The organism is Streptococcus oralis subsp. dentisani (genome assembly GCF_007475365.1).
Classification (GTDB): domain Bacteria; phylum Bacillota; class Bacilli; order Lactobacillales; family Streptococcaceae; genus Streptococcus; species Streptococcus mitis_AX.
On the sequence record NZ_CP034442.1, the window covers coordinates 701588 to 725262 of the forward strand.

A 23675-nucleotide genomic window follows, 5' to 3' on the forward strand; every position below is an offset into this window, starting at 1 on the left:
CCTCTTCTTAACGCTGGTTGACAGCTTTCATCACACGCGCGATGTCGCGGTTTTGTTCACGACGCTTGATAGACTCCCGTTTATCATAGTCATGTTTCCCTTTAGCAAGTCCTAAAAGAAGCTTGGCGTAGCCATCTTTGATATAGACTTTAAGGGGAACAAGGGTCATTCCTGTCCCTTTGGTCTCTTGTTCCAATTTTTGAATTTGCTTCTTATGGAGCAGGAGTTTACGACGGCGTTCTGGTTCCTGGTTCCAGATATTGCCCTCTTCGTAAGGGGCAATATGAACATTGCTCAGCCAGACTTCCCCATTTTTTACTTGGGCAAAGCCGTCCTTGAGATTGATTCGAGCAGCTCGAACGCTCTTGATTTCCGTTCCTGTCAGGACCATTCCTGCCTCTAGCGTATCTACGATTGTATAGTCGTGGTGCGCCTTTTTATTTTGTGCGACGACCTTTCCCTCGCCCTTTGCCATACTTGGCTCCTTTCTTAGCTACTTCCTTGTAAAAAGGTTTCTTGCCTTTTTTCTTTTTATCCTTTTGTGAATGCTTGTGCTTATCATTTGAGCGCCCTGATTTTCTCTTGTCTTCCTTCTTGTCTGAACGACGACTTGAACCACGACCTCTGTCTTTGCGCCCAGCTTGTTTCAAACCTTTTTCGATGACATCAAACTCACTTGGGATATAAGAGAAGTCAATCTCACCTGTCATCTTATCCGCTCTTTCAACTCGAATTCGAATTTGCTGTCCTACACGGAAAGTTGTTCCTGATTTTTCCCCACGAAGAGTCAAATCCCGTTCATTAAAATGATAAAATTCAGGCAAATTGGTAATGTGAATCAATCCTTCGACTGTATTTGGCAATTCGACAAAGAGACCGAATTTAACGATGCTAGACACAACCGCATCGTACTCTTCGCCCACGTATTCTTCCATGTACTCAGCCTTTTTCATTGCTTCGACTTCACGCTCTGCCTCGATGGCACGACGCTCACGATTAGAAGACTGGGTAGCAATCTCAGGAATAACCTGTTCAAAATGCTCGGCTACGTCCTTGGAACGTCCATAGTCACGAATCATCCGATGAACAAGAAGGTCAGGATAACGACGAATTGGGCTGGTAAAGTGAGTGTAATAGTCCGCAGCTAGTCCATAGTGACCATGATTATGCTCAGAATAACGAGCCTGCTGCATAGAACGCAAAAGCATCATGGACAATACATCCGCATAGGGTTCTCCCTCAACAGCACGCATGATGTCTTGAAGCGCCTCCTGGCTAATCTCACTGGCAGTCCCATAAATCCGCAAACCAAAGCTCGAAGCATAATCAATAAACTTCTGAACTTTTTCAGCCTTGGGCTCCTCGTGAATCCGATAAATGAAAGGTAGGTCCAGTTTACTGAAGTGCTCGGCAACCGTTTCGTTAGCAATCAACATGAAGGACTCAATCATCCGCTCTGCAATGCCACGTTGGCGAAGAACGATATCCACAGGCTTGCCTTTTTTATCCACTAGAATCTTAGCTTCATTAGTATCAAAATTGAGAGCTCCACGTTTCTCACGCATGTTTTCTAGCCTTTCATGAAGCTTGGCCATGAGTTCGATACCAGGAACAATTTTCTTAAACTCTTGTCTTTTTTCCTCGTCGCCAGCCAGGATGTCATTGACAGCGCTATAGGTCATACGGAAACTAGTCTTGATAACCGTTTGGGTAATGGTGTAATGAACCACACGACCATGTTTATCAATTTCCATAATAGCAGACTGGGTCAAGCGATCTACTTGAGGATTGAGAGAGCAGATACCATTTGACAGTCGTTCTGGAAGCATTGGAACTACACGGTCTGTCACATAAACAGAAGTCGCGCGGTTAAGGGCTTCCTTGTCAAGTGCAGAACCCTCTGTCACATAGTAGGAAACATCCGCGATGTGAACTCCGAGTTCCATATTGCCATTTTTCAAAGGCTTAATGTGAACTGCGTCGTCCAAGTCCTTGGCATCTGCGCCGTCAATGGTGAAGGTAAGCTCATCTCTCAAATCAAGACGACCTTCCATATCCTTCTCTGATGGAGCATTCGGCACACTTTCAACCTCCTTGAGAGCAGCTTCTGGGAATTCTGAGACAATATCCATGGATTCCAAGACTTCAAGAACGTCAATCCCAGCATCAGTCGAGTGCCCCACCACATCAAGGACACTAGCAACAAAGAAATCATGTTTCTTACTTGGGTATTTATCGATAAAGACCTTGAGAACCTCAGTACCTTCCAACTTGATAGCTGGTTTCTTAACATAGATGGGTTGGCTGATTTTCTGATTTTTTGAACGAATGTAGCCCGCATACTTGGGCTTTTCCTGATCCAGAACGATTTGCCCGACAACAGTTGTCAGACTGTGTTCTAGAATATCAATAATTTTGGCTTCGGCAGCAGTTCCCTTGTTACGGTCAGCGACTTTCTTGATGACCACCTCAACGGTATCGCCATCAATGGCATAGTTGACATCGTTTTTTCCTACAAAAAGATCGTCCTCTTCCCCTTCTAGACTGACAAAACCAAAGCCATTTTTATGGGCATGAAAAATCCCTTTGAGGGTGATTTCATGTTTCTTCTTCTGATCCAAGGCAAGGCTACCATCATCTTCAAAACGAATCTGGTGCTTTCTTTCCATCAGAGACAGGGTTTTAATCAACTCACGGAAATCCTTGGATCCATCCTTTCCGAGAACCTGAGCCAGGTCATTTACCGTCACTCGCCCCTTCTCTTGCAAATATTCTTTAATTTTATCTTTCATGTTTTCTTTCTAGATTTTTAATTTTCTTTTACTGTAAGACCTTCTCAAACATCATTTAATACTCAATAAAAATCAAAGAGCAAACTAGAAAGCTAGGCGCAGGCAGTACTTGAGTACGACAAGCCGACGCTGACGTGGTTTGAATTTGATTTTTGAAGAGTATAAAAATAAAAATAGGCAAAGACCTAGTCCTGCCCATTTCTTATCTACTTGATAATACCGTCAATGCTAAGGCAATGGCTAGCCAGAAAAAGACTAAAATACCTGTCAAACGTTGCATCACGGCTTCAAAACCACGTGCTTTACTACGTTCAAACAAATCACCTGAGCTGGCATCAAATACATTGCTGGATTGGTTTTTAGTTGGTTGCATGAAAATCGCAATCACAATCACAACAGATAATACTAATAAAATGGTTAATAATAGGTTGTACATATCAAACTCCTTAAAATCCCTATTATTTTACCATAAATTCTACTTAGATTCAAGATGTAGGGTTACTTTTCTTTCCTTGGGACAATACTTTAAAACCTCAATCTTGTCTGGATGGGTTTTGGAGTTTTTACTGGTTAGGTAATTAATACTGCCACAAGAGGAGCATTTGAGATTAATTTTTACTCGCACGAGATTTCCTTTACTTTTAATAATGATCTAAATTGAACTAAGTTAAATAAACAACTGAAAGCTACACAGGCTGCTGTCGCATAAAAAACAGAGTGGTAGCCGAATTGCCCTGCTACTGCTGAACCAGTCATGGGACCAACAACACCCCCAAGGTAGAAAAAGACTTGGTTAAAGGCAAAAATCCTTGAAATGCCTACTTTGGGAGTCATCTTACTAAGCAATGCATTAACACCTGGTATCAGAGCACCCGTTCCCAAACCAAAGAGAAAACGATACAAGCCAAGTTGAAGGGGGCTGGTTGCATGGGCACAAAGAAGGTAAATGATGACTGAATAAATCTGCGCTGCAACTAAAAGTCTATGATTTCCCACCTTATCTCCTAGTTTTCCCATCACTCCAGCACTCATCATGCTAGAAAATCCCATACTGGATACTATCAAACCAGATACAAAGAGGAGATTTTCAGTCTGCCCTAAGTCCCGAACATAGAGAGCTAGAATGGGACCAATTGATTGAGCTGAAAATTGAATGACAAAGCTGGTTAAAAACAAGTTAATCAAAAGATGAGAGTGTTTAATAGAACTAAACAACTCTTTTGTTGGGATAGCCTTCTCCTTAGCTACTGGTTGAAAATCTTCCTTGATGAAGAAAATGGTTAGGATTGCAGCTAAAAATAGGAAAGCACCCACCAATAAAAAGACATTGCGAATACCAAAAATTTCAGCAATCAAGCCACCCACAAAGGGCCCGGTTAGGGTTCCAGCTACTACTCCAGTTGATAAAGTCCCCAAAGCATAGCCAGACTTATCCTTGGGAACTTGACTGGCTATTAAAGCTGTCGCATTCGGTACGAAACCTGTAAATACGCCATTTAGTAATCTAAGAAAGATTAGCCAATAGATGTTCGGCACAAAGGCCAAGCCTCCCATGGTGATGGTCATAGCAAGCCCAGCTCGAATCATCATGGGCTTTCGACCATATTTGTCAGCAAGAATACCCCAGATAGGAGAAATCAAAGCTGCTGAAACTGCCGAAACTGAGATAGCTAATCCAGCATAGAAAGCAACTTGGTTACTCTCGATTCCCAACTGCTCTACAAAGATAGGCATGAAAGGGACGACCAAGGAAATACTGGCTCCCGTTAGAAAACTACCGAACCAGGCGACACGAAGATTCTCTTTCCAACTAATCTCTGTCATCATGTTCACCTCCATCAAGCAGAAAAGATACCTGATCTAGAAGTTGATCTCGATTTCCATTGTTGTCCAGGACATGACTCGCCAATTTTTTCTTTTCTTCTAAAGACCACTGGGCGGCCAGACGGGACTCTGCTACTTCTTTAGAAAGATGATCCCGTTTCATGAAACGTTCTAGTTGTATATCACAGTCCACATAGACCAGCCATGTTTCATCAAACCAAGCACTGTAGTCCTGTTCAAAAAGCAGGGGAATATCCATGAAAAAAATCGCTTCTGTCTGAGCCAACTGTTCTCTCAGTGCAGTCAATTCCTCACGAATAATCTCTCCTTGGGTTTGTTTAGACCATTCCCGCTCCTCAGGATTTGAAAAGATGAGGCTAGCCAGGAGAGGGCGATTGAGTTCTCCATTTTCTAAGAGAATTTCCTGTCCAAAGTGCTGAACTAAGAGCTGATAAAGACGCCCACCAGGTCTTTGTAGCTGATGGACGACTGCATCAGCATCCACCACTTGAAAGCCTTGCTCTCTTAGGAAATTTGTCACAGTTGACTTACCAGAAGCAATTCCTCCTGTGATTCCGATAATTTTTCCCATCAGTCTCTCCTTTGACAAGTTGGACAAAAGTGGGTTCCACGTCCGCCTAATTGGATTTTCTCAATTAGAGTTCCACAGCGTGCACATTCTTGACCAGTCTTATCATAGACCTGATGGAAATCCTGCATGGTTCCGTCTTCCCCAAAGGCATTGGTATAGGTTCGAATGGTGGAACCGCCCTTTTCAACTGCCTGTCCCAAAACAGCAATGGTTTGGTCATGAATAGCCGACGCTTCTTCTACCGTCAAAGTCTGGGAAGGTCTAGCTGGATGAACCTGAGCTCGCCAGAGGACCTCATCCACATAGATATTGCCAAGACCAGCTACCAAGGTCTGGTCTAGGAGATGGGATTTGATAGGCTTTTTAGACTTGGCTAGAGCAGTTTGAAAGACCTGCAAATCAAAGTCCTGCTCTCTTGGCTCAGGTCCTAATTTTTTAGAAACAAAGTAGGCGCCCAAAAGATCTGGCGCCAGCAGTTCCATAGTACCAAACTTGCGCACATCCTCATAAACAAGCGTCCCACCATCCTCAAACTGGAAGAAAACATGGGCATGCTTGCGTTCAGGAACCTGGTCCGGATAGTAAAAATACTTGCCCTCCATCCGCAGATGGGAAATCAATACCTTATCTGTCAGGTAGAAAAGCAGATACTTGCCACGGCGCCCCATGGACTCAATTACTTGGCCAGGCACTTCCTTTTGAAACTCGTCCAAATCCGTCTTAATCATCTTGGGATAAGCAATCTCTATACTAGAAATCTTCTTTCCCAAAATTAATTTCTCTAAGCCACGACGAACCGTTTCAACCTCTGGTAATTCAGGCATAAGTCCTCCTTCCGTAAAAACAAGAAGCAGGCATGAGCCCACCTCTACTTAATATTCTTTCTCATTATAGCCAAAGTCAGCCAAATCTAGCTTTTTATCACGCCAGTTTTTCTTGACCTTGACCCAAGTTTCTAGGAAAACCTTGTCCCCTAGCATGAGTTCGATATCACGACGGGCCATGGTCCCAATTTTCTTGAGCATTGCGCCACCTTTTCCGATGATGATGCCCTTTTGGCTATCGCGCTCAACCATGATGGTTGCCCGGATATGAACCTTGTCTGTCTCTTCGTCACGCTTCATAGAGTCAACTACTACTGCGACTGAGTGAGGAATCTCTTCACGAGTCAAATGGAGAACCTTCTCACGAATCATTTCTGAAACCAAGAAACGCTCAGGATGGTCTGTGATCTGATCAGATGGGAAGTACTGGAAACCTTCCTCCAGATTCTCACTCAAAATATCGATTAGATGAGAAACGTTATTTCCCTGAAGGGCTGAGATAGGAACAATTTCCTTAAAGTCCATCTGGTTACAGAAGTCATCAATCTGAGCCAAAAGCTGGTCTGGATGGACCTTGTCAATCTTATTCACCACTAGAATCACAGGAACCTTAGCAGCTTTCAGACGCTCAATAATCATATCGTCGCCCTTACCACGTGGCTCATCAGCTGGCACCATGAATAGAACAGTATCCACTTCACGCAGAGTACTGTAGGCAGATTCCACCATGAAATCTCCAAGAGCCGTCTTAGGCTTATGAATTCCAGGTGTGTCGATAAAGACGATTTGCTCCTTATCCGTGGTGTAAATACCCATGATTTTATTGCGCGTTGTCTGCGCCTTGTCACTCATGATGGCAATCTTTTGCCCCATGACGTGATTCAAAAAGGTTGACTTCCCAACATTGGGACGTCCTAAAATGGCTACAAAGCCTGATTTAAATGTCATAATTTCCTCTTATTGTTTAAAATAGTAAATCCCAAATGCGTGGGAGAAAGATAAGTGCACCTGTCACTGCGGCAAGAAGGGAAACCACAAGCACGGCACCTGCTGCCATGTCCTTGGCTTTCTTTGCCAACATAGAAAAGTGATAGTGACTGGCTAGATCCACCACATTTTCAATAGCAGAGTTTATAATCTCAAAGGCTACTACTAAGAAAATGCTCATTAGGAGAAAGAGCCATTCGATTCGTGACACCTGAAAAACAAAACCTGCAAGGATAACTACTAGAGCCGTCACTGCATGTTTTCGCATATTGCGTTCTTCCTTGATCGCAGTCAGAATCCCTGTGATGGCAAATTCTAAACTGGATACCAGGTCACGATTTTTCCATTTTCGTTTATTGTCTTGTGAGTCCATAGGCTGTCAAAATTTCTTCTTGTAAACCGAACATCTCCGCTTCTTCTTCCGGAGTGTAGTGATCGTAGCCGTTAATGTGTAAAAAGCCGTGTACTGCCAAGAAGCCCATCTCACGCTCAAAGCTGTGACCATATTCCTCAGCCTGCTCATGTGCTTTATCGATAGAGATGAAAAGTTCCCCAATATAGGCATCAAACTCAGACATCATCTCTACTAATTCAGGATTTTCAAGCAAATCCTCTTCATCAAAGGCAATATCCAACTCTGGTTTATACTCAAGGCTGATGACATCTGTCGGACGATCCGTATCACGGTACTCGAGGTTGAGTTCGTGGCTACGATCGTTGGTCACAAAAGTGACTGCCATCTCCTTGTCTTCTTTTCCTATTTTTTGGGCTGCAAATTCCAAAATTTCTTGGGTTTGTTGCAAGATTTCTTGTGAAACTTGACCAGTTTCATCTACCATTTCAATATACATGTACTTCTCGATTCTCTTTACTTGGCTTTATTATACCATATTTCCATGATTTTATTCTACCTTTTTGATATAATACTATGGAATACAATCACAAGGAGAGAACGATGTCATTTGACGGATTTTTTTTACACCACATGGTTGAGGAATTGCGAAGAGAGTTGGTCAATGGTCGCATCCAAAAAATCAATCAGCCTTTTGAACAAGAGTTGGTCTTGCAAATCCGCAGCAATCGCCAAAGCCATCGCCTGCTCCTCTCTGCTCATCCCGTTTTTGGTCGCGTCCAGCTGACGCAAACGACTTTTGAAAATCCAGCCCAACCTTCTACTTTTATCATGGTTTTGAGAAAGTATTTGCAAGGTGCTCTGATTGAATCAATTGAGCAAGTGGAAAACGACCGTATCGTGGAGATCACCGTTTCCAATAAAAACGAAATTGGGGATCATATTCAGGCGACTCTGATTATCGAAATCATGGGCAAACACAGCAATATTCTCCTCGTAGATAAAAGTAGCCATAAAATCCTCGAAGTCATCAAACACGTCGGCTTTTCACAAAATAGCTACCGCACCTTGCTTCCTGGATCGACCTATATCGCTCCACCAAGTACCGAGTCTCTCAATCCTTTTACTGTCAAGGATGAAAAGCTCTTTGAAATCCTGCAAACCCAAGAACTAACTGCAAAAAATCTTCAAAGTCTCTTTCAAGGTTTGGGGCGAGATACGGCAAACGAACTGGAAAGTCTATTGGTTCATGACAAACTGTCTACTTTCCGTCACTTTTTTGGACAAGAAACCAAACCTTACCTAACAGAGACTTCTTTCAGTCCAGTTCCTTTTGCCAATCGTGTAGGAGAGCCTTTTACCAGTCTTTCTGACTTGCTGGACACCTACTATAAGGACAAGGCTGAACGAGACCGCGTTAAGCAGCAAGCCAGTGAACTGATTCGTCGTGTTGAAAATGAACTTCAGAAAAATCGACATAAGCTGAAAAAACAAGAAAAAGAGTTACTGGCGACAGACAATGCTGAGGAGTTTCGTCAAAAAGGAGAATTGCTGACAACCTTCCTCCACCAAGTACCTAATGACCAAGATCAGGTTACCTTGGACAACTACTACACCAATCAGCCTATCACAATTGCTCTTGATAAGGCACTAACTCCCAGCCAGAATGCCCAACGCTATTTTAAACGTTACCAGAAGCTCAAAGAAGCTGTCAAATATCTGACTGAACTGATTGAAGAAACCAAGGCCACCATTCTTTATCTGGAAAGCGTTGAAACGGTTCTCAACCAAGCTGGGCTGGAGGAAATCGCTGAAATCCGTGAAGAATTGATCCAAACAGGTTTCATCCGAAGAAGACAGCGGGAGAAAATCCACAAACGCAAAAAACCAGAACAATATCTGGCGAGCGATGGCAAGACCATCATCTATGTCGGACGCAATAACCTGCAAAACGAGGAACTAACCTTTAAAATGGCTCGCAAGGAGGAACTTTGGTTCCATGCCAAGGACATCCCTGGAAGCCATGTCGTCATCTCAGGGAATCTTGATCCATCTGATGAAGTTAAAACAGATGCGGCCGAACTAGCTGCCTACTTCTCCAAAGGGCGCTTGTCAAATCTCGTGCAAGTGGATATGATAGAAGTCAAAAAACTCAACAAACCAACTGGAGGAAAACCCGGTTTTGTAACCTACACAGGACAAAAGACCCTCCGTGTCACACCAGACCCCGAAAAAATCGCATCTATGAAAAAATCCTGATTCCACTTGAAATCAGGATTTTCGTTTACATTTTACTCTGCAATCAAGGTTTCCAAACCAACCTTCATCATATCGGTGAAGGTGTTTTGGCGTTCTTCTGCAGTAGTGTCTTCATCTGGATTGACCAAGCTATCAGAAATGGTCATGATAGCAAGTGCATCAACGTGGTGTTGGGCAGCAAGATAGTAAAGAGCTGCTGCTTCCATCTCCACAGCCTTGACTCCCCATTTACCAAGCTCGATGTTCTTTTCAAAATAGTTTGAGTAAAAGACATCTGACGACAAAACGTTCCCAACGTGGGTGGTCATACCAAGTTCTTTGGCGATATGGTAGGCCTTGTCTAGCAAGTCAAAACTTGCAATTTGTGGAAAATCATACTGTGGCCAGTCGTTGCGTATGATGTTTGAGTTGGTTGCAGCAGCCTGTGCCAAGACCAATTCACGGACGTGGACATCCTCATTTAACGAACCCGCAGTTCCCACGCGGATCAATTTTTTCACCCCGTAGTCCACAATCAACTCGCGTGCATAGATAGAGATTGATGGCATTCCCATCCCAGTTCCCATGACAGATATACGGTGACCCTTATAAGTACCAGTGTAGCCAAACATGTTACGCACTTCGTTAAAACAAACAGCATCTTCAAGGAAATTCTCCGCAATAAACTTAGCACGAAGAGGATCCCCCGGAAGAAGAATTTTATCAGCAATTTCACCCTGCTTAGCAGCAATATGGATAGACATAGTTAAGATATAAAGGGCGACAGAGAACAAAGTAAAAATAGGAAACTGACGAAGCATCGCAGATGCTAGACAGTTTATCTTTTTTACACAGTTCTCCGCCCGTATTCAGTTCAGCAAATACGGTTTACCCATCCTTTCTTTTATTGTTATGAAAAGTTTTCCGCTCGTGTTCAAATCAGAACATACGCTCTACCTTTCTTTTTTTTATTTTTATATTTCATAGCTAGGAAAAATCGTATTCAATCATGACTCCGATAAGCCTACTACATTTTTATTTCAAACAGTTATTGATAAACTGACAATAGTTTTTAATCTTTTAAGATAAATCCTTGATTAGAAGAAACGGGTATTTCCTACCTAATTACTTTATTCTTTGACATCTTACACAGTATGCTAGCCCAAGGAAAGCGATCTAACACTTTTGCAAAACCATAAGCTAGGAAAGCAGTTACTAAGAGATACGGAAGAGAATCTAAACCTAGCCCAGTGAAACCTATAAGTAATCCGGTTGCAGAAATGGGCGCCCTCAAGGTCACAGATAAAAAGCAAACCGATCCCAAAAGCAAAATACTTGGCTGACTGTCCAAGCCTAGAATCATGCCCAAGAGAGCAGCTCCAGCCATCCCCAAGGCAAAAGATGGCGTAAGAGTACCACCATAGGCCCCTGCCCAAAGGATAATAAGAACGACCACTGCTTTTAGGAAAAACATGAGAAGCACTGTTTGACCACTGCTACCATTTAAAATTTCCTGAGCCATCATGCGTCCATTGCCAAGTAGATGCGGAAAGGAACTTGCCAGACCAACAAGAAAAAGAAAAGCTGAGGGCAATGTGAGAAGTATTCGTTTATCTTTTATCCTGTTTGAAGACACTTCTTTACTTGAACGACCAAAAAGCCAAGCTAGGGGGGTTAAGAAAAGAAGTAATAAAGGGACAATCCACACTTCCTTTAATGACCATGCAATAGCTGGAATCTGGTAGAGAGCATGATCTGAAATAACCAATCCTGCTGTATAGGTTGACACATAGGTAGTCAAACCGACTAAGACAAATCGCTTGATAGATAGAGTAATTCCTAGAGTCTCAAAAACGAAGAAAACACTTGTTAATGGAACCTGATAGACAGCCGCTAAACCAGCACCAGCACCACAAGCAAGGAGAAAGATGCGATCCTTCATAGACAGTATACATATTTTTCCAATTGGCCCGGCAAATAGAGTTCCAATCTCTCATGGCGCAGCTTCTTTGCCAATAGGTGCTCCCCCTCCAACTGCAATAATCTGCCAAATTGAATGAAATAGCTGTCTTAAAAAATGAAGCTTGTATTGTGAAGTCTCATCCTTCATCTGAGCTTTGATGGAATAAATCTTCGACCCTTTTTGCAAGAAGTACCAGACTAAGGACGAGCTAAGACCCACGATTATTAAACTTAGTCCTATCCGTGAGGAGGAAACTCCATCTGTCAAAAATCCACTATGATGCTCTGACTGACCAAAAGCTAGCCCCTCCACCATCTCTAAAAGATAATGGAGAAATATACCAGATAAACCCGAAACTATTCCTTGCAGAATTACTGCTATGAATAATCTAAAATTATAAGGGATTTCTCGAAAAATACTCCTCAATTCTATTAACATGATTACAATTCAGCAAGAATCGCTTTAAGCAAGCCTTTAAAGTCACCTTTAACACGTTCAGTCACTTCTACAACTTCCTCGTGGTTGAGTTCTTCTTGGAAACCAGCCGCAAAGTTAGTAATACATGAAATTCCCAGAACTTTCAAGCCTGAGTGGGCTGCCACAATAACTTCAGGAACCGTAGACATACCAACAGCATCTGCTCCCAGTGTCTTATAGGCACGAATTTCTGCAGGTGTTTCATAAGTTGGACCAGTTACACCGATATAGACACCTTCATCAAGCTTAATCCCGAGTTTCTTAGCCACTTCATGGGCAGTAGCACGGTATTCTGGAGTGTAGGCTTTAGACATATCAGGGAAACGGGGACCAAAGTCATCCAAGTTTTCACCCATCAATGGGTTTTGCCCCGTCATATTGATATGGTCTGAGATAGCCATCAAGGTACCAGGACCAAATCCAATACCTCCAGCTGCATTGGTTACAATGACACCTTCACATCCGAGAACTTTCATGACACGTACTGGGAAAGTCACCACTTCAAGAGGATTTCCCTCGTAAAAATGGAAACGACCTTGAAGAGCCAAGACCTTGCGACCTGCAAGTTCACCATAGACCAATTTCCCAGCGTGTCCGACTACTGTTGAGCGACCCCAGTTTGGGATATCTGCATAATCTACTACAACTGGATTTTCGATTTCTTCTGCCAATTCTCCAAGTCCTGATCCAAGGATTAGACCGAACTCAGGCGCTAGGATCCCCTTGTCTTTCAGGAAAGCAGCTGTTTCCTTGATTTTGTCTAAAAATGTCATTGTGTGTCTCCTTTATTATTTTTTAGCATTTGACCGATTTTGTCAAAAGTTTTAGCATTGCGAATGGTGATTTGGCGGTAGAAAGGCATCTTTAGCAAGTACTTGTGATAGGCAGTTGCATAGTAAGATTCTTCAGAAAATTTCCCCCAGAAAATCCCAAGTCTTCCAAAATGAACCACTTCATCTTCCAGTTCCAAACTGTCCACTTTCTCGATGACTTGATCCACATCCAAGCCCTCCGTGTAGAAGAGGACATCTTTTCGTGCCATGTCTTTTGTCCACCAATCTGGTAGATTGTCAAGCTCCGCCTCAAAGTCCTCTAGACCCAGTAAAGAAAAGCTCTGAATAAATGGATAATGGACTTCAAAGAAAGCCTCTAACTTTTCAACCAATTGGGCTTTGGGAACAGTCGAAGTAAAGAAAATGTTGCCACTGTTGATGTAGGTTTCAATCTTTTCCAGTCCCAACTCTGTCAATTCTTGACGAAGTTGCGCCATGACAACCCTATTTTTCCCTCCGACATTAATGCCCCGAACAAGTAAAGCATATCTCGTCATCTTATACCAATTTATCTAAGAAACTTTCCCCAATCATGGCAGTTTCAACACCAAAGTTATCCGCAACTGTCGCTGAGATATCTGCAAAATGTCCAACTGGAATCAAACCGTTTCCTTTAAAGGCAGGACTGTAAGCTAAAAGTGGAATATATTCACGAGTGTGGTCAGTTCCCGCATAAGTCGGGTCATTTCCATGGTCCGCAGTAATCAAGAGAAGGTCGTTCTCTCTCATGGCTGCGATAATTTCAGGCAAGCGTTCATCAAACTCATGCAAGCAATCACGGTAACCATGAGCATTGCGGCGGTGTCCATAAAGGGCATCAAAGTCCACCAAGTTTGTGAAAGAGAATCCTTTTTCAAACTCAGCAAGTCCCATGGTCTTCAATAATGTATCAATTCCGTGGCTGTTTGACTTGTTGTGGCCCATGTCATGGTTGATACCCGCACCGTTAAAGATATCGTTGATTTTACCAACAGCGTAAGTATCGATACCAGCCTCGTTCAATTTATCCAAAACAGTCGGTGCAAATGGAGATACAGCCAAGTCACGACGGTTAGCTGTACGAGTGAAGTTACCAGGCTCACCTACATACGGACGAGCAATGATACGGCCTAGAAGGGCAGGACGTTCAAGTGTAATTGAACGAGCGTATTCACAGATACGGTACAATTCATCCAAAGGAATAATGTCTTCGTGGGCAGCAATTTGCAAAACAGGGTCAGCTGAAGTATAGATAATCAACTCCCCAGTTTCCATCTGACGTGGTCCAAAATCGTCGATAACAGCTGTTCCTGAGTAAGGTTTGTTGGCTTCACGAATGACCTTGCGCCCTGAAAATTCTTCGATTTTTGTCAAGATTTCTTCTGGGAATCCGTTCCAGAAAGTATCAAAAGGCTCAGTAATATTGAGTCCCATGATTTCCCAGTGTCCAGTCATGGTATCCTTACCAAGTGATACTTCTTCCAATTTTGTTGCATAACCTATTGGGTTGCTTTCAGATGGTACAGTCTTCAGCGGTGTTTCACGAGGAATATTTCCTAGACCGATTTTAGCCATGTTTGGCACATTCAAACCAACTGTTTTGGAAATGTGTCCTAGTGTGTCAGAAGCTCCATCTGGAACCCCTGCATTGACAAAGTTATTGGCATCTGGTGCAGCTCCGATTCCAACAGAATCCAGTACCACCAAGTGAATACGATTAAATTTTGACATAGTCTGTCTCCTTTTATTTCCCTTTTGTTGAAGTTAAAATCTGAACGCCATTTCGTCCCGCTACGATGACCTTATCCACCATTTGGTTGAAAAAGCCATGCTCTACGACACCAACGACATGGTCCAATTCTTGTCCGAAAGCAATCGGATCTTCAATGACATCCAAGGCTAGGTCAATGATAAAGTTCTGCATATCGGTCACAAAACGTTGGCCATCTTTTTCACGAAAACTTGGTTTGTAGCCAGCTCGTTCAAACCGACGAAAGACCTGTTCTGCACCATACTGAACCACTTCTACTGGCAATTTAAAAGCACCTAGTTTCTCTACTAGTTTGCTTTCATCTACCACCCAAATGTATTCTTTTGAGGGCGTTGCCACAACCTTCTCCATCAGAAGGGCACCACCACCGCCTTTGATTCCGTTAAACTGGCTATCTACTTCATCCGCCCCGTCAACCGTCACATCGACAAAGTCCACTTGATCAATCGACTTGAGCGGGATGTTCAGACCCTCAGCCTGTTTACCAGTAACACTGGAAGTCGTCACTGCAGTAATCTGCAAACCTTCTTCCTTGATCCGACGACCAATTTCTTCTACGAAATAGTAGGCAGTAGAGCCAGTTCCCAGACCGACTACCATACCATCCTTGACAAACTCAGCAGCCTTGATACCTGCCATCTTTTTCAGATTCTCCACTTAAACACCTCCATTAAAGAGCTATTTTTATTATAACATGTATCCGTTTTTATTTCATGGATACACTTGAAAAACCCGAACATTTTTATTTCGGGTTTTGGTGTCCTATTTAACCATATCAGGATCGTAATCATAGAATCCTGTGTCGAGGAAACGGTTTTTAGGGTGTAACTTGCGCACTTCCTCATCTAACAAGAAGGCTTGGTCATGGCTGAAATTCCCCTCTTGGATCAAGTCACGCGCTTGAATAAAGAGTTTAGCAATTTCTACAAAATTCTGACCTGGGGTGTAAAGTCCCTCAAGTTTCCAGTGAGTAAAACCATGCTCCACCAATTCTGTCAATTTGGTCATCAAATCAAGGTCGTTATTTGCAAAGATATGAGTACCATGATTGTCTTCAAAGATGGAATAATGGCTTTCTGGGTCACTCGGTTCTGCCAAGAAGAGGTCACGTTTACGTGTCTTTTCATCATCGATGTGCGTGAAGTTATAGTAGTTTTGCAAGAGCGGACGCTTAGAATGGTGAATGACACTAGCTCCATAAACCAATACTTCAGCAGGAATTTCCAAAATCTCTGGCATCTTGAAGAGTTCAGCAGATGGAATTTCACGCGCCAAAACCGCCTCAGAAGCTCCTGCCTTTTGACCCCAAAAGTTAATCTGACGACTACTTGTCACCATGGTTGAAGCATCGTAGATGGTCTTGAAGGAATAGCCATCACGGTTGACCACGTAAAAGACACCTGCGTCCCCAACAGTAATATAGTCTGTCTTGATTTCTTCCAAGAAGTCTAGGAATGGCTTGATACGGTCCATCATATCTTGGTGCATGAGGGCATTAACCGCGACAATCAATTCCTTGCCTGCTTCATGAACCAACTTAGCGATGGTGCGTAAGTCTTCATGACTAAAGGTCGTTGGCAGACGAAGTCCAAAATCTTTCTCACCGACATAGATACGGTCTACGCCAACTTCGAGTAACTGTTCAACTTGTTCAATACTTTCAGCAGTTGCTGTAATGATAATCTTTTCCATAAGAAAAATTATACCATATTTCTCAAAAATCAGCTATGGTTACTGGGAGTTTCACAAAATGTTAAACATATCTCTATCTTTCCCAATCAAAAAAGTGAACAGTAACTTGTACTATTCACTCTATTTTATACATGTGTTTCTTCAACTAGGTGGCCATCGTTCATAACATAAATACGATCAACCTTATCAAGAAGACGAGTATCATGCGTAATCATAACAACTCCTCTACCTTGTTCATGGGCAATGGCGGCCAACATCTCCGTTACTTGGTAAGCACGCTCGGTGTCTAGACTGGCTGTCGGCTCATCTGCAAGAACGATGCTCGGATTGTTATAGAGCGCTCTGGCAATCGCCGCACGTTGACGTTCACCACCTGATAGAGCCTTGGGATACTGATCTTGTACCTTTTCCAAATCCAACAAGTCAAGTAACTCTTTTCGATCACTTTTACTATTTTTCCCCTTATCCAGTCTGTCAATCAAATCCAGCTGTTCCTTGACCGTTAGAAAAGGAATTAAGTTTGAAGCTTGTAGAATAAAGCCAAACTCTCTAAAACGGAGGTCTGTTTTCTCCTTCTCCGTCAAATTGCCTGTTTCTTTCCCCTTTACCAAAATCTTTCCACTCGATGCTTCCTGAAGTTGTCCAAGAGTTGTTAAAAAGGTCGTCTTTCCAGAGCCAGAAGGCCCAACGATAGCAACGAACTCTCCCGCATTTAGCTGAAAATTCGTTTCATGCAGGGCCACGACTTTCATCTTTCCTTCCCCATACGTTTTTGTCACTTGAGTCATTTCAATCAATGCTGTCATACTATTCTCCTTATCATTCTGCAATCGCAGTAATCGGGTCCACCTTTAGCAAGCGTGGAAGTGAAATGACACCACCTAGAAGGGCCATCAAGCAAATCACCAAGCTTAGGACAGAGTAGGCTATCCAACTTGGGTAGAAAAAGAAGGTAGCTGGTAAAACTAAAATCACTCCACCAATAGAAAGCAAGGCTAAAGCAATCCCCATACCAGCTAAGAGGAAGATTTGACAGAAAAGAGACCAAACAATGGTTTTGATCTGTATACCCTGAGCCCGCATTATTCCATATAGTCCTAGTTTTTGGATGGTAATGATATAAACAAAAATACCTACAATCAAGCCTGAGATGACAATCATAGCGAGAATCATCCCTGAAAATACATTAACCTGAGGGGTGTAACCAGGAATTTTTGATATCATTTTTGGGATGGAAATCTGTTTCAGTCCATCGCCGACCACTTCTATGTCATTTTTCAATACCAAGGCAGAGATGGAACGATTGGCTTTCAAGGTTCCTTGTAAGGTCCAATAAGTTGTCAGACTCGTAAAGACAACAGGCTCAGTGAAAAATTTATTTCCTTGAGTCAGGCCTACAATCTTGTAACTTGCCTCGCTTCCATTGAGCTGAATGGCATCACCTAGCTTCATCCCATAGTTCTCAAAAGACTGATCCACGACAACCTCATCATCTCCTTCAGGATAACGACCCTCCGTCAAACTAGGAGAGATAAAAGAATCCCAGTTTTGAGCAAAGATGGAAACGTTGATCTTTTCACTACCATCGACTAGATTGGTTACAGCGAACATATAGCCCAATGGAGCAGCCTCTTCAGAATTCTTATCCTTGTAGTCCTTTTCAGGAATAAAGGATGCCGTCAAATTATCATTTGCGTAGTCGGATAAAACGACACCTGTTGCTTGCCAATTATCAATAGCTGCTCGGTTGTTTCGCACAAGACCAAGAGCTAGACTGGTCATAAAAAAGACCATAAAAGCGATAAGAAAAATGGTCGTTAGAATCAAACTATATCGAAGTTTGTTTCGTAATATCTCTTTGATAGCAAGATACATGCTTATCTCCTTTTACTTTCCCGAGAGGTAGCAAGAAGGCCACCCAGTCCAATAGACAGAATCTCTGTCCTTCCATCCATTCAAAACAACTCCTACCAATACTCTTCAAAAGTATCCAGGTAGCAACTTAACAAATCATCTTAGGAAAAAGCCTCAGCTTGCTATCAATTTATATAAGTTATCCTTTCCTTTCTCAGTATATTTATAATAGAGAAAGTCAGGTCATCTGTTTTAAGTGTAGCATCCATGTTATCACTTTCTCTAGTGGGTGTCAAGAAGAGTGACTTAGAAGATGATAAGAGACTTTAGTAGTTTTGTAACCATTCTGTAACAATTCTCTGCATAAAAAATGATAAAATAGTTAGGTACTGTTAAGGAGAGAATCATGCCCGCAAGAAAATTAGAAGCTTATGAGTTTGAACAAATTCCCGAATCAAAACAAACTCCGCTTTATCAAGATTATACACCGGAAGCCCCAGTCGGCCCTGGCTTAAAAGAGATTTTATTTTTTGTAAATATTGCTTGTTTTTGTATTTTTATGGCACTTTTTAGTTTTATCTTTTTGGCCTTAAAACTAAATACAGCTTTATCATTTATTGTTGCTATGGGAACAAGCTTCGCACTTTTACAACTTCAACGAAAGATTATTAAACAAAAGATTCTAAAATAAAGGTTGGTACTACTACCAACCTATTTTCTAGTTATCTGAAAAGACAGTTATAAAACTGTCTTTTTTATTTATTCTTTCGTTTTGGAGGAGATTGGATAGCGACTTTAACTTCAAAAATCGTTCCTCTAGGTTTGTTATCTTTTACGCTAATCGTTCCTCGTAAGGCATCAACAATCTGCTTGGCCAAAGATAATCCAAGGCCAAAGCCACCTTTCTGACGGGTTCTCGCCTTGTCTACACGGTAAAAACGGTCAAAGATTTTCTTCTTGTCAGCAGCTGAGATTCCAATCCCATTATCCGCTACTGTTAGATAGAGGTGGCGATCTGTAGCATAAACCACAAACTCAATTTTTCCATCTTCTTCGGTATACTTGATGGCATTATCAAACAAGATGGTCATGAGTTGTTTTAAGAGCAACTGATCGGTCATGAAGGGACGATAAATCCGATTTTCATAGTCAAAAACTCGATCATTTTCAGAAGCAATTAACTCATAGTTGGTAAAGGTGGTTTTAAAGAATTGTGGAGAAACTTCTGCTATTTCTGGCTTAAGTCCATCATCTCGACGTGCTAAATTGAGAAGGTTGGTTGTAAGGAAACGCATATTCCGAACTTCTTCGAGGCTAGAAGCAATACTTTCGCTGGATTCCATGATCGTCGCTTCTGGTTTTCGAAAGAGAGTCTCTAAACGATTTTGTAAAACAGCCAAAGGTGTTCTCAGTTCGTGGCTTGCATTTTCAACAAAGGACTTCTGCTTTTGCATACTTTCCAGCAAGGGTTTGACACTGACACGTGCCAAGTAAACACTGGCAATTAAAGACAGGAGCCAGAAACTAGCCATGACTACAACAATTAAATGCTCGTGATTTTGGCTGATTTGCTCAAGCTGGCTGGTATTGATTAGAACCGCCGCATATTTAACATTGCTTGAAACAGTGGACGAATTTGTTTCCATCAAGATCATTCGGTAGGTTTCTTCCTGACCGTAGCTATTGACAACTTGGATTTGCCGAATATGATTCAACTCTTTCTTGTCCAGTTTGATCTTGTCCAAGCCTAAAAAGCGGTTACCCAGTAAGAGTTGGTTAAAATCCTTGTCAAAGAGCAAGACTTCCGTATTGGAGCTGACATTGGGCTTGATTTCAGCCTTGCTGGCATCCGCTGTTGCTGGTTGAATATCTTTGACTTCTTCAGTTGCCCGATTAAGGGCTAATTGGATGACAGCTTGAGGGCTAGTGCTAAGGGCTTGTAGTTTTTCATCTACAGAAGTGTAGAGACTCGAGTGCATGACCTGAAGGATAATCAAGGTCATAGCAGAGAAGATCAGGGTGAACACTCCAAAGTTTCGAATGAAATAACTGAAATCATCCGCATACCATGTTTTTTTTAGTTTATTGAACATCTTTTAAAATATACCCGACACTACGCAAGGTTTGAAGATTCTCAGCAAAGGCTGTCCCCTTCAATTTCTTACGAACTTTTGAGACATAGACTTCTACAACGGAAATAGTCGTATCGCTATCAAATCCCCATAGACGGTCAAAAATTTGTGTCTTGGGAAGAATGACATTTTGATTTTGAAGGAAGTAAACCAATAACTCAAACTCTTTTCCAAGCAGTTCCACAGGAGTATCTTCCACTTTTACTTCATTCGTTGAAAGGTTGACGACAATATCCCCATAGGTCAAGGTATTTTCGTTAAACTTACCTGAACGTTTGAGAAGGGCTTGGATCCGCATTTTGAGTTCTTCAAGGTAGAAAGGCTTGGTCAGATAATCATCTGCTCCCAACTCAAAACCATGTCCCTTGTCATCCAAACTTTCCTTAGCAGTCATGATAAGGACAGGGGTTGTAATTCCTTTTTCACGCAATTCTTTCAAAACTTGGAAGCCATTTTTTTCAGGCAACATGAGGTCAAGCAGAATCAAGTCATAAACGCCACTCTCAGCTTCGTAAAGTCCTTCTTCACCATCAAAGACCTGCATGACATCAGCAAAATCATCTAAAAAGTCAAATACTGAGTTTGACAGACCTAGGTCATCTTCTACTAATAAGATTTTTATCATCAGAAACTCCTCCTTGTTATGATTATTATACCAAAATTGCCTTAAAAAAAACTCAACTCTCTCTTGTTTTCAGATAGAAAGTTGAGTTTTTATTTACATTTCGAACGAATTAAGCTTTAGCATATTGGGCTACAACAGCTTCTACTGCCGCTTTCTCACGCTTAATCAAGTCAACACGCGCTGCAATATCCTTGATTCCCATCTTGATATTACGGCTAAGAGCAAGGTCAGAGAGTTGTGGTTCAAAGAATTCCTTGTACTCTGCCAAGCGTTGATCTGTTTTAAAGATATGCGATGGGAAGATGACAAAGCTATCAAAGCTCATATCACCACCAAGGGCTGCCTTAATCCAGTCCCAGTTTTCACGCGCCCAAACCCAAACAGTTTCTTGGGTAGCTTGGTGTCCTAGGAATTGGAGATACCATGAAGAAAGGTCTTGTGGTTTCACCACAAATTTATCTTTCCATGAACTAATCAAGGTTTGGATATTATCCGTATCTTTACTATAGGCAAGAGCCCCTGCCAACTGACGTTTGAAGACTGCATCCGTCGCATGAGTGTAGAGGTCCAGATAAGTTGCCACCAAATCCTTGGTCTCATGGTGTTTCATTTCATTGATGAGAACTTGAGCGCGAATTGCTGCTGGAAGTCCTGCAAGATTTTCCTTGTGAGTCGCAAAGATTTGGCTAGCGACTTGACTAGCTTCTGCATCATTGGAGCGAATCATCATGGAAATGGTCAACTGACGAACCAATTCATCTTCATCTGATTCACCATCTTTAGCTTCAAAACCAAGACGGTCATAGTTGTGACGAGCCAATTTAGCAACGAGACGGTTAAAGGATTTCTCAGTTTCTGTTCCTTCATCAATAAAGCGCTCAAGGGCAGAAATCACTTGAGAAACAGCTGAAACCACAAGGTAAGACTCTTCCTTAGCAAGTTTATCAAGCACAGGTAGCAAGTCAGCATAAGAAATGTGACCTGCCTCAGCAAGCAAACGACGTTCTTGCACGATTTGCAGTTTGCTTGTATTATCAAGTGTCTCTAGCTCAGCAAGAACAGCTTCTAACAAGTCTCCTTGATAGTCGGTAATGTAGTGGGCAGTATTTTCAGTGTTGAGACGAAGAGCTCCTTCATTTTCAGCAAGAAGAGCTGCATAGCCAGGAATTTCAATACTTTCAGTTTCGAGTGTATCTGGTAATCCTTTCCAGTTGCTGTTGAGTGGCACAACCCAGAGACGATTCTTGTCTTCGTGCTCACCGATAAAGAATTGTTTTTGCGAAATCTTCAAGACATCATTCTCAACTTTAACAGTAAGAACTGGATAACCAGGTTGCTCCAACCAAGAATCCATGAAGGCTGCCACATCACGACCAGACGCTTGTCCAAGGGCATTCCATAGGTCACGACCAATGGTATTTCCATATTGGTGTTTTTCAAAGTAGGCATGCAAACCTTTAGCAAAATCAGCATCGCCGAGCCAACGACGAAGCATGTGCATGAGGCGACTTCCTTTGGCATAGACGATAGCTCCGTCAAAGAGCGTATTGATTTCATCTGGGTGTTTAACTTCGACGTGGACAGACTGAACGCCATCAGTCGCATCACGTTTAAGTGCTCCCGGCACACCACCTGTTTGGAAGTCTTCAAAGATATTCCAAGTTGGCTCGATGGCATCGACACAGACGTATTCCATCATGTTAGCGAAGCTTTCATTGAGCCAAAGGTCATCCCACCATTTCATAGTCACAAGGTTTCCAAACCATTGATGGGCAAGTTCGTGAGCGATAACAAGGGCAACTTGTTGGCGGCTAGCAAAGGTTGAGTTCTCATCCACAACCAAGTAAACTTCACGGTAAGTGACAAGACCCCAGTTTTCCATAGCACCTGCTGAGAAATCAGGAAGGGCAATATGGAGAGATTGAGGAATTGGATACTTAACTCCGTAGTAATCTTCGTAAAACTCGATTGAGCGAACGGCGATGTCTAGTGAGAAATCAAGGTTAGATAGTGGGTGGGCTTTGGTTGAGTAGACACCTACGAGGGTACCGTTTTTAGTTTTAGCTGTTACCCCCTGTAAATCACCAGCACCAAAGGCTAACAAGTAAGAAGACATGCGAGGTGTTGTCTCAAACTTCCAGATACCCGTTTCCTTACGGTTTTCAACATCAATTTCTGGCATGTTTGACAAGGCCAATTCACCTTCTGCTTGGTCAAAACGTAGAGAAAGATCAAAAGTTGCTTTGGCTTCAGGCTCGTCCACACATGGGAAGGCTTCACGCGCAAAATGGCTCTCGAACTGAGTAGACAAGACTTCCTTCTTCACTCCATCAACTGTGTAGTAAGAAGGGTAAATCCCTGTCATGTTGTCTGTAATTTTTCCTGAAAAAACAATAATCAATTCAACTTGACCAGCCTCAGCCAATTCGATATGAAGGGCTTCATTGTCATGGTCAACTGTAAACGGACGAGCTTGACCCGCAACTTCTACAGAAGCGATTTCCAAGTCTTTTTGGTGAAGGGAAATACGGTCACCCTGTGCTTGACCAGTAATGGTCACCTTCCCAGAAAACGTCTTGGTCTCACGACTCAAGTCTAAAAATAAATCATAGTGTTCAGGAACAAATTGCGTAATAAAATGTTCAACTGCTTGCATAGTTTTCTCCTATTCTAAGTTTAAGAGCTGTTGCTCTTCTTCAAACAAACTTATTATATCATGTTTTGCTTAAGAAAAAAGGAT

General features: G+C 42.3%; 23 protein-coding genes and 1 pseudogene. 2 read left to right on the forward strand and 22 right to left on the reverse strand.

Annotation, left to right across the window (positions count from 1 at the left end):
* Positions 1-7 precede the first annotated feature (7 nt).
* The 10 genes from smpB to ybeY all read right to left on the reverse strand — a co-directional run bounded on the left by smpB (position 8) and on the right by ybeY (position 7870).
* On the reverse strand, positions 8-475 hold the full coding sequence (smpB, locus tag EJF26_RS03610; RefSeq protein WP_001051742.1) for an SsrA-binding protein SmpB: 468 nt from the start codon (positions 473-475) through the stop codon (positions 8-10).
* The gene (gene rnr / locus EJF26_RS03615) at positions 438-2792 is read right to left on the reverse strand and encodes a ribonuclease R (protein ID WP_000653284.1); all 2355 of its coding nucleotides are present in this window, start codon (positions 2790-2792) and stop codon (positions 438-440) included. The genes smpB and rnr overlap by 38 nt, the downstream gene beginning before the upstream one ends.
* 202 nt (positions 2793-2994) lie before the next feature.
* Entirely contained in the window at positions 2995-3228 is a 234-nt protein-coding gene (gene secG / locus EJF26_RS03620) for a preprotein translocase subunit SecG (RefSeq protein ID WP_000282517.1), read from the reverse strand.
* A gap of 39 nt (positions 3229-3267) precedes the next feature.
* Complete coding sequence (gene rpmG / locus EJF26_RS03625) at positions 3268-3417, reverse strand: 50S ribosomal protein L33 (RefSeq protein ID WP_001809104.1); 150 nt, start codon at positions 3415-3417, stop codon at positions 3268-3270.
* Positions 3408-4616, reverse strand: coding sequence for a multidrug efflux MFS transporter PmrA (locus tag EJF26_RS03630; RefSeq protein WP_025168924.1), 1209 nt, complete (start codon positions 4614-4616; stop codon positions 3408-3410). Before EJF26_RS03630 ends, rpmG begins: the two co-directional genes overlap by 10 nt.
* A complete protein-coding gene (coaE, locus tag EJF26_RS03635) occupies positions 4603-5208 on the reverse strand; it encodes a dephospho-CoA kinase (protein WP_000516175.1) in 606 nt (201 codons plus the stop codon). Before coaE ends, EJF26_RS03630 begins: the two co-directional genes overlap by 14 nt.
* Positions 5208-6032 carry a DNA-formamidopyrimidine glycosylase gene (gene mutM, locus EJF26_RS03640; protein WP_001114612.1) on the reverse strand — a complete coding sequence of 275 codons (825 nt, stop codon included), beginning with the start codon at positions 6030-6032 and terminating at the stop codon, positions 5208-5210. Before mutM ends, coaE begins: the two co-directional genes overlap by 1 nt.
* Before the next feature lie 48 nt (positions 6033-6080).
* Positions 6081-6980, reverse strand: coding sequence for a GTPase Era (gene era, locus EJF26_RS03645; RefSeq protein ID WP_000143272.1), 900 nt, complete (start codon positions 6978-6980; stop codon positions 6081-6083).
* Between the two features lie 16 nt (positions 6981-6996).
* Positions 6997-7392: a diacylglycerol kinase family protein gene (locus EJF26_RS03650; RefSeq protein ID WP_000378175.1), complete on the reverse strand. Its 396-nt coding sequence runs from the start codon at positions 7390-7392 to the stop codon at positions 6997-6999.
* Positions 7373-7870 (reverse strand): rRNA maturation RNase YbeY, encoded by a 498-nt coding sequence (gene ybeY / locus EJF26_RS03655; RefSeq protein ID WP_000275167.1) that lies wholly within the window; start codon positions 7868-7870, stop codon positions 7373-7375. The genes EJF26_RS03650 and ybeY overlap by 20 nt, the downstream gene beginning before the upstream one ends.
* A 104-nt stretch (positions 7871-7974) precedes the next feature.
* On the opposite strand from ybeY, the gene pavA reads away from it, so the two are divergent.
* Positions 7975-9630, forward strand: coding sequence for an Rqc2 family fibronectin-binding protein PavA (gene pavA / locus EJF26_RS03660; RefSeq protein ID WP_000006751.1), 1656 nt, complete (start codon positions 7975-7977; stop codon positions 9628-9630).
* Positions 9631-9662: 32 nt separating this feature from the next.
* Here pavA and deoD read toward each other — a convergent pair whose 3' ends face one another.
* The 9 genes and pseudogenes from deoD to EJF26_RS03705 form a co-directional block, all read right to left on the reverse strand.
* Positions 9663-10373: a purine-nucleoside phosphorylase gene (deoD, locus tag EJF26_RS03665; protein WP_025168923.1), complete on the reverse strand. Its 711-nt coding sequence runs from the start codon at positions 10371-10373 to the stop codon at positions 9663-9665.
* A 353-nt stretch (positions 10374-10726) separates the two neighbouring features.
* Positions 10727-12010, reverse strand: a pseudogene (locus EJF26_RS03670) (chloride channel protein).
* A 2-nt stretch (positions 12011-12012) separates the two neighbouring features.
* On the reverse strand, positions 12013-12822 hold the full coding sequence (locus EJF26_RS03675) for a purine-nucleoside phosphorylase (RefSeq protein ID WP_000143350.1): 810 nt from the start codon (positions 12820-12822) through the stop codon (positions 12013-12015).
* Complete coding sequence (locus tag EJF26_RS03680; RefSeq protein ID WP_004245928.1) at positions 12819-13379, reverse strand: DUF1697 domain-containing protein; 561 nt, start codon at positions 13377-13379, stop codon at positions 12819-12821. The genes EJF26_RS03675 and EJF26_RS03680 overlap by 4 nt, the downstream gene beginning before the upstream one ends.
* Before the next feature lies 1 nt (position 13380).
* Positions 13381-14592: a phosphopentomutase gene (locus EJF26_RS03685; RefSeq protein ID WP_000033126.1), complete on the reverse strand. Its 1212-nt coding sequence runs from the start codon at positions 14590-14592 to the stop codon at positions 13381-13383.
* 13 nt (positions 14593-14605) lie between these two features.
* A complete protein-coding gene (rpiA, locus tag EJF26_RS03690; protein WP_000429262.1) occupies positions 14606-15289 on the reverse strand; it encodes a ribose-5-phosphate isomerase RpiA in 684 nt (227 codons plus the stop codon).
* Positions 15290-15394: 105 nt separating this feature from the next.
* Positions 15395-16324, reverse strand: coding sequence for a peptidase U32 family protein (locus tag EJF26_RS03695; RefSeq protein ID WP_000411185.1), 930 nt, complete (start codon positions 16322-16324; stop codon positions 15395-15397).
* Positions 16325-16449: 125 nt separating this feature from the next.
* Positions 16450-17130: an ABC transporter ATP-binding protein gene (locus tag EJF26_RS03700; RefSeq protein ID WP_000125736.1), complete on the reverse strand. Its 681-nt coding sequence runs from the start codon at positions 17128-17130 to the stop codon at positions 16450-16452.
* A gap of 13 nt (positions 17131-17143) precedes the next feature.
* A complete protein-coding gene (locus EJF26_RS03705; protein ID WP_000280274.1) occupies positions 17144-18199 on the reverse strand; it encodes an ABC transporter permease in 1056 nt (351 codons plus the stop codon).
* 385 nt (positions 18200-18584) lie between these two features.
* Between EJF26_RS03705 and EJF26_RS03710 the strand changes: the two genes are divergently transcribed.
* Positions 18585-18869, forward strand: a complete 285-nt coding sequence (locus EJF26_RS03710) for a DUF3270 domain-containing protein (RefSeq protein WP_001111509.1) — start codon at positions 18585-18587, stop codon at positions 18867-18869.
* A 64-nt stretch (positions 18870-18933) separates the two neighbouring features.
* Here EJF26_RS03710 and EJF26_RS03715 read toward each other — a convergent pair whose 3' ends face one another.
* The 3 genes from EJF26_RS03715 to EJF26_RS03725 all read right to left on the reverse strand — a co-directional run bounded on the left by EJF26_RS03715 (position 18934) and on the right by EJF26_RS03725 (position 23591).
* A complete protein-coding gene (locus EJF26_RS03715; RefSeq protein WP_000482352.1) occupies positions 18934-20271 on the reverse strand; it encodes a sensor histidine kinase in 1338 nt (445 codons plus the stop codon).
* Positions 20261-20935 carry a two-component system response regulator CiaR gene (ciaR, locus tag EJF26_RS03720; RefSeq protein ID WP_000590630.1) on the reverse strand — a complete coding sequence of 225 codons (675 nt, stop codon included), beginning with the start codon at positions 20933-20935 and terminating at the stop codon, positions 20261-20263. Before ciaR ends, EJF26_RS03715 begins: the two co-directional genes overlap by 11 nt.
* A 109-nt stretch (positions 20936-21044) precedes the next feature.
* Positions 21045-23591, reverse strand: a complete 2547-nt coding sequence (locus tag EJF26_RS03725) for a M1 family metallopeptidase (protein WP_001149137.1) — start codon at positions 23589-23591, stop codon at positions 21045-21047.
* Positions 23592-23675 lie beyond the last annotated feature (84 nt).

Excerpts from the sequence above, each read along its gene's own strand:
- ciaR (WP_000590630.1), bottom strand. The coding sequence starts at position 20,935 with ATGATAAAAATCTTATTAGTAGAAGATGACCTAGGTCTGTCAAACTCA.
- EJF26_RS03705 (WP_000280274.1), bottom strand. The coding sequence starts at position 18,199 with ATGTATCTTGCTATCAAAGAGATATTACGAAACAAACTTCGATATAGT.
- EJF26_RS03725 (WP_001149137.1), bottom strand. The coding sequence starts at position 23,591 with ATGCAAGCAGTTGAACATTTTATTACGCAATTTGTTCCTGAACACTAT.
- EJF26_RS03650 (WP_000378175.1), bottom strand. The coding sequence starts at position 7,392 with ATGGACTCACAAGACAATAAACGAAAATGGAAAAATCGTGACCTGGTA.
- EJF26_RS03680 (WP_004245928.1), bottom strand. The coding sequence starts at position 13,379 with ATGACGAGATATGCTTTACTTGTTCGGGGCATTAATGTCGGAGGGAAA.
- pavA (WP_000006751.1), top strand. The coding sequence starts at position 7,975 with ATGTCATTTGACGGATTTTTTTTACACCACATGGTTGAGGAATTGCGA.
- ybeY (WP_000275167.1), bottom strand. The coding sequence starts at position 7,870 with ATGTATATTGAAATGGTAGATGAAACTGGTCAAGTTTCACAAGAAATC.
- EJF26_RS03695 (WP_000411185.1), bottom strand. The coding sequence starts at position 16,324 with ATGGAAAAGATTATCATTACAGCAACTGCTGAAAGTATTGAACAAGTT.
- era (WP_000143272.1), bottom strand. The coding sequence starts at position 6,980 with ATGACATTTAAATCAGGCTTTGTAGCCATTTTAGGACGTCCCAATGTT.
- EJF26_RS03715 (WP_000482352.1), bottom strand. The coding sequence starts at position 20,271 with ATGTTCAATAAACTAAAAAAAACATGGTATGCGGATGATTTCAGTTAT.
- EJF26_RS03630 (WP_025168924.1), bottom strand. The coding sequence starts at position 4,616 with ATGACAGAGATTAGTTGGAAAGAGAATCTTCGTGTCGCCTGGTTCGGT.
- EJF26_RS03685 (WP_000033126.1), bottom strand. The coding sequence starts at position 14,592 with ATGTCAAAATTTAATCGTATTCACTTGGTGGTACTGGATTCTGTTGGA.
- secG (WP_000282517.1), bottom strand. The coding sequence starts at position 3,228 with ATGTACAACCTATTATTAACCATTTTATTAGTATTATCTGTTGTGATT.
- deoD (WP_025168923.1), bottom strand. The coding sequence starts at position 10,373 with ATGTCTATCCATATTGCTGCTAAGCAGGGTGAAATTGCTGATAAAATT.
- smpB (WP_001051742.1), bottom strand. The coding sequence starts at position 475 with ATGGCAAAGGGCGAGGGAAAGGTCGTCGCACAAAATAAAAAGGCGCAC.
- mutM (WP_001114612.1), bottom strand. The coding sequence starts at position 6,032 with ATGCCTGAATTACCAGAGGTTGAAACGGTTCGTCGTGGCTTAGAGAAA.
- rnr (WP_000653284.1), bottom strand. The coding sequence starts at position 2,792 with ATGAAAGATAAAATTAAAGAATATTTGCAAGAGAAGGGGCGAGTGACG.
- EJF26_RS03675 (WP_000143350.1), bottom strand. The coding sequence starts at position 12,822 with ATGACATTTTTAGACAAAATCAAGGAAACAGCTGCTTTCCTGAAAGAC.
- EJF26_RS03700 (WP_000125736.1), bottom strand. The coding sequence starts at position 17,130 with ATGACAGCATTGATTGAAATGACTCAAGTGACAAAAACGTATGGGGAA.
- coaE (WP_000516175.1), bottom strand. The coding sequence starts at position 5,208 with ATGGGAAAAATTATCGGAATCACAGGAGGAATTGCTTCTGGTAAGTCA.
- EJF26_RS03710 (WP_001111509.1), top strand. The coding sequence starts at position 18,585 with ATGCCCGCAAGAAAATTAGAAGCTTATGAGTTTGAACAAATTCCCGAA.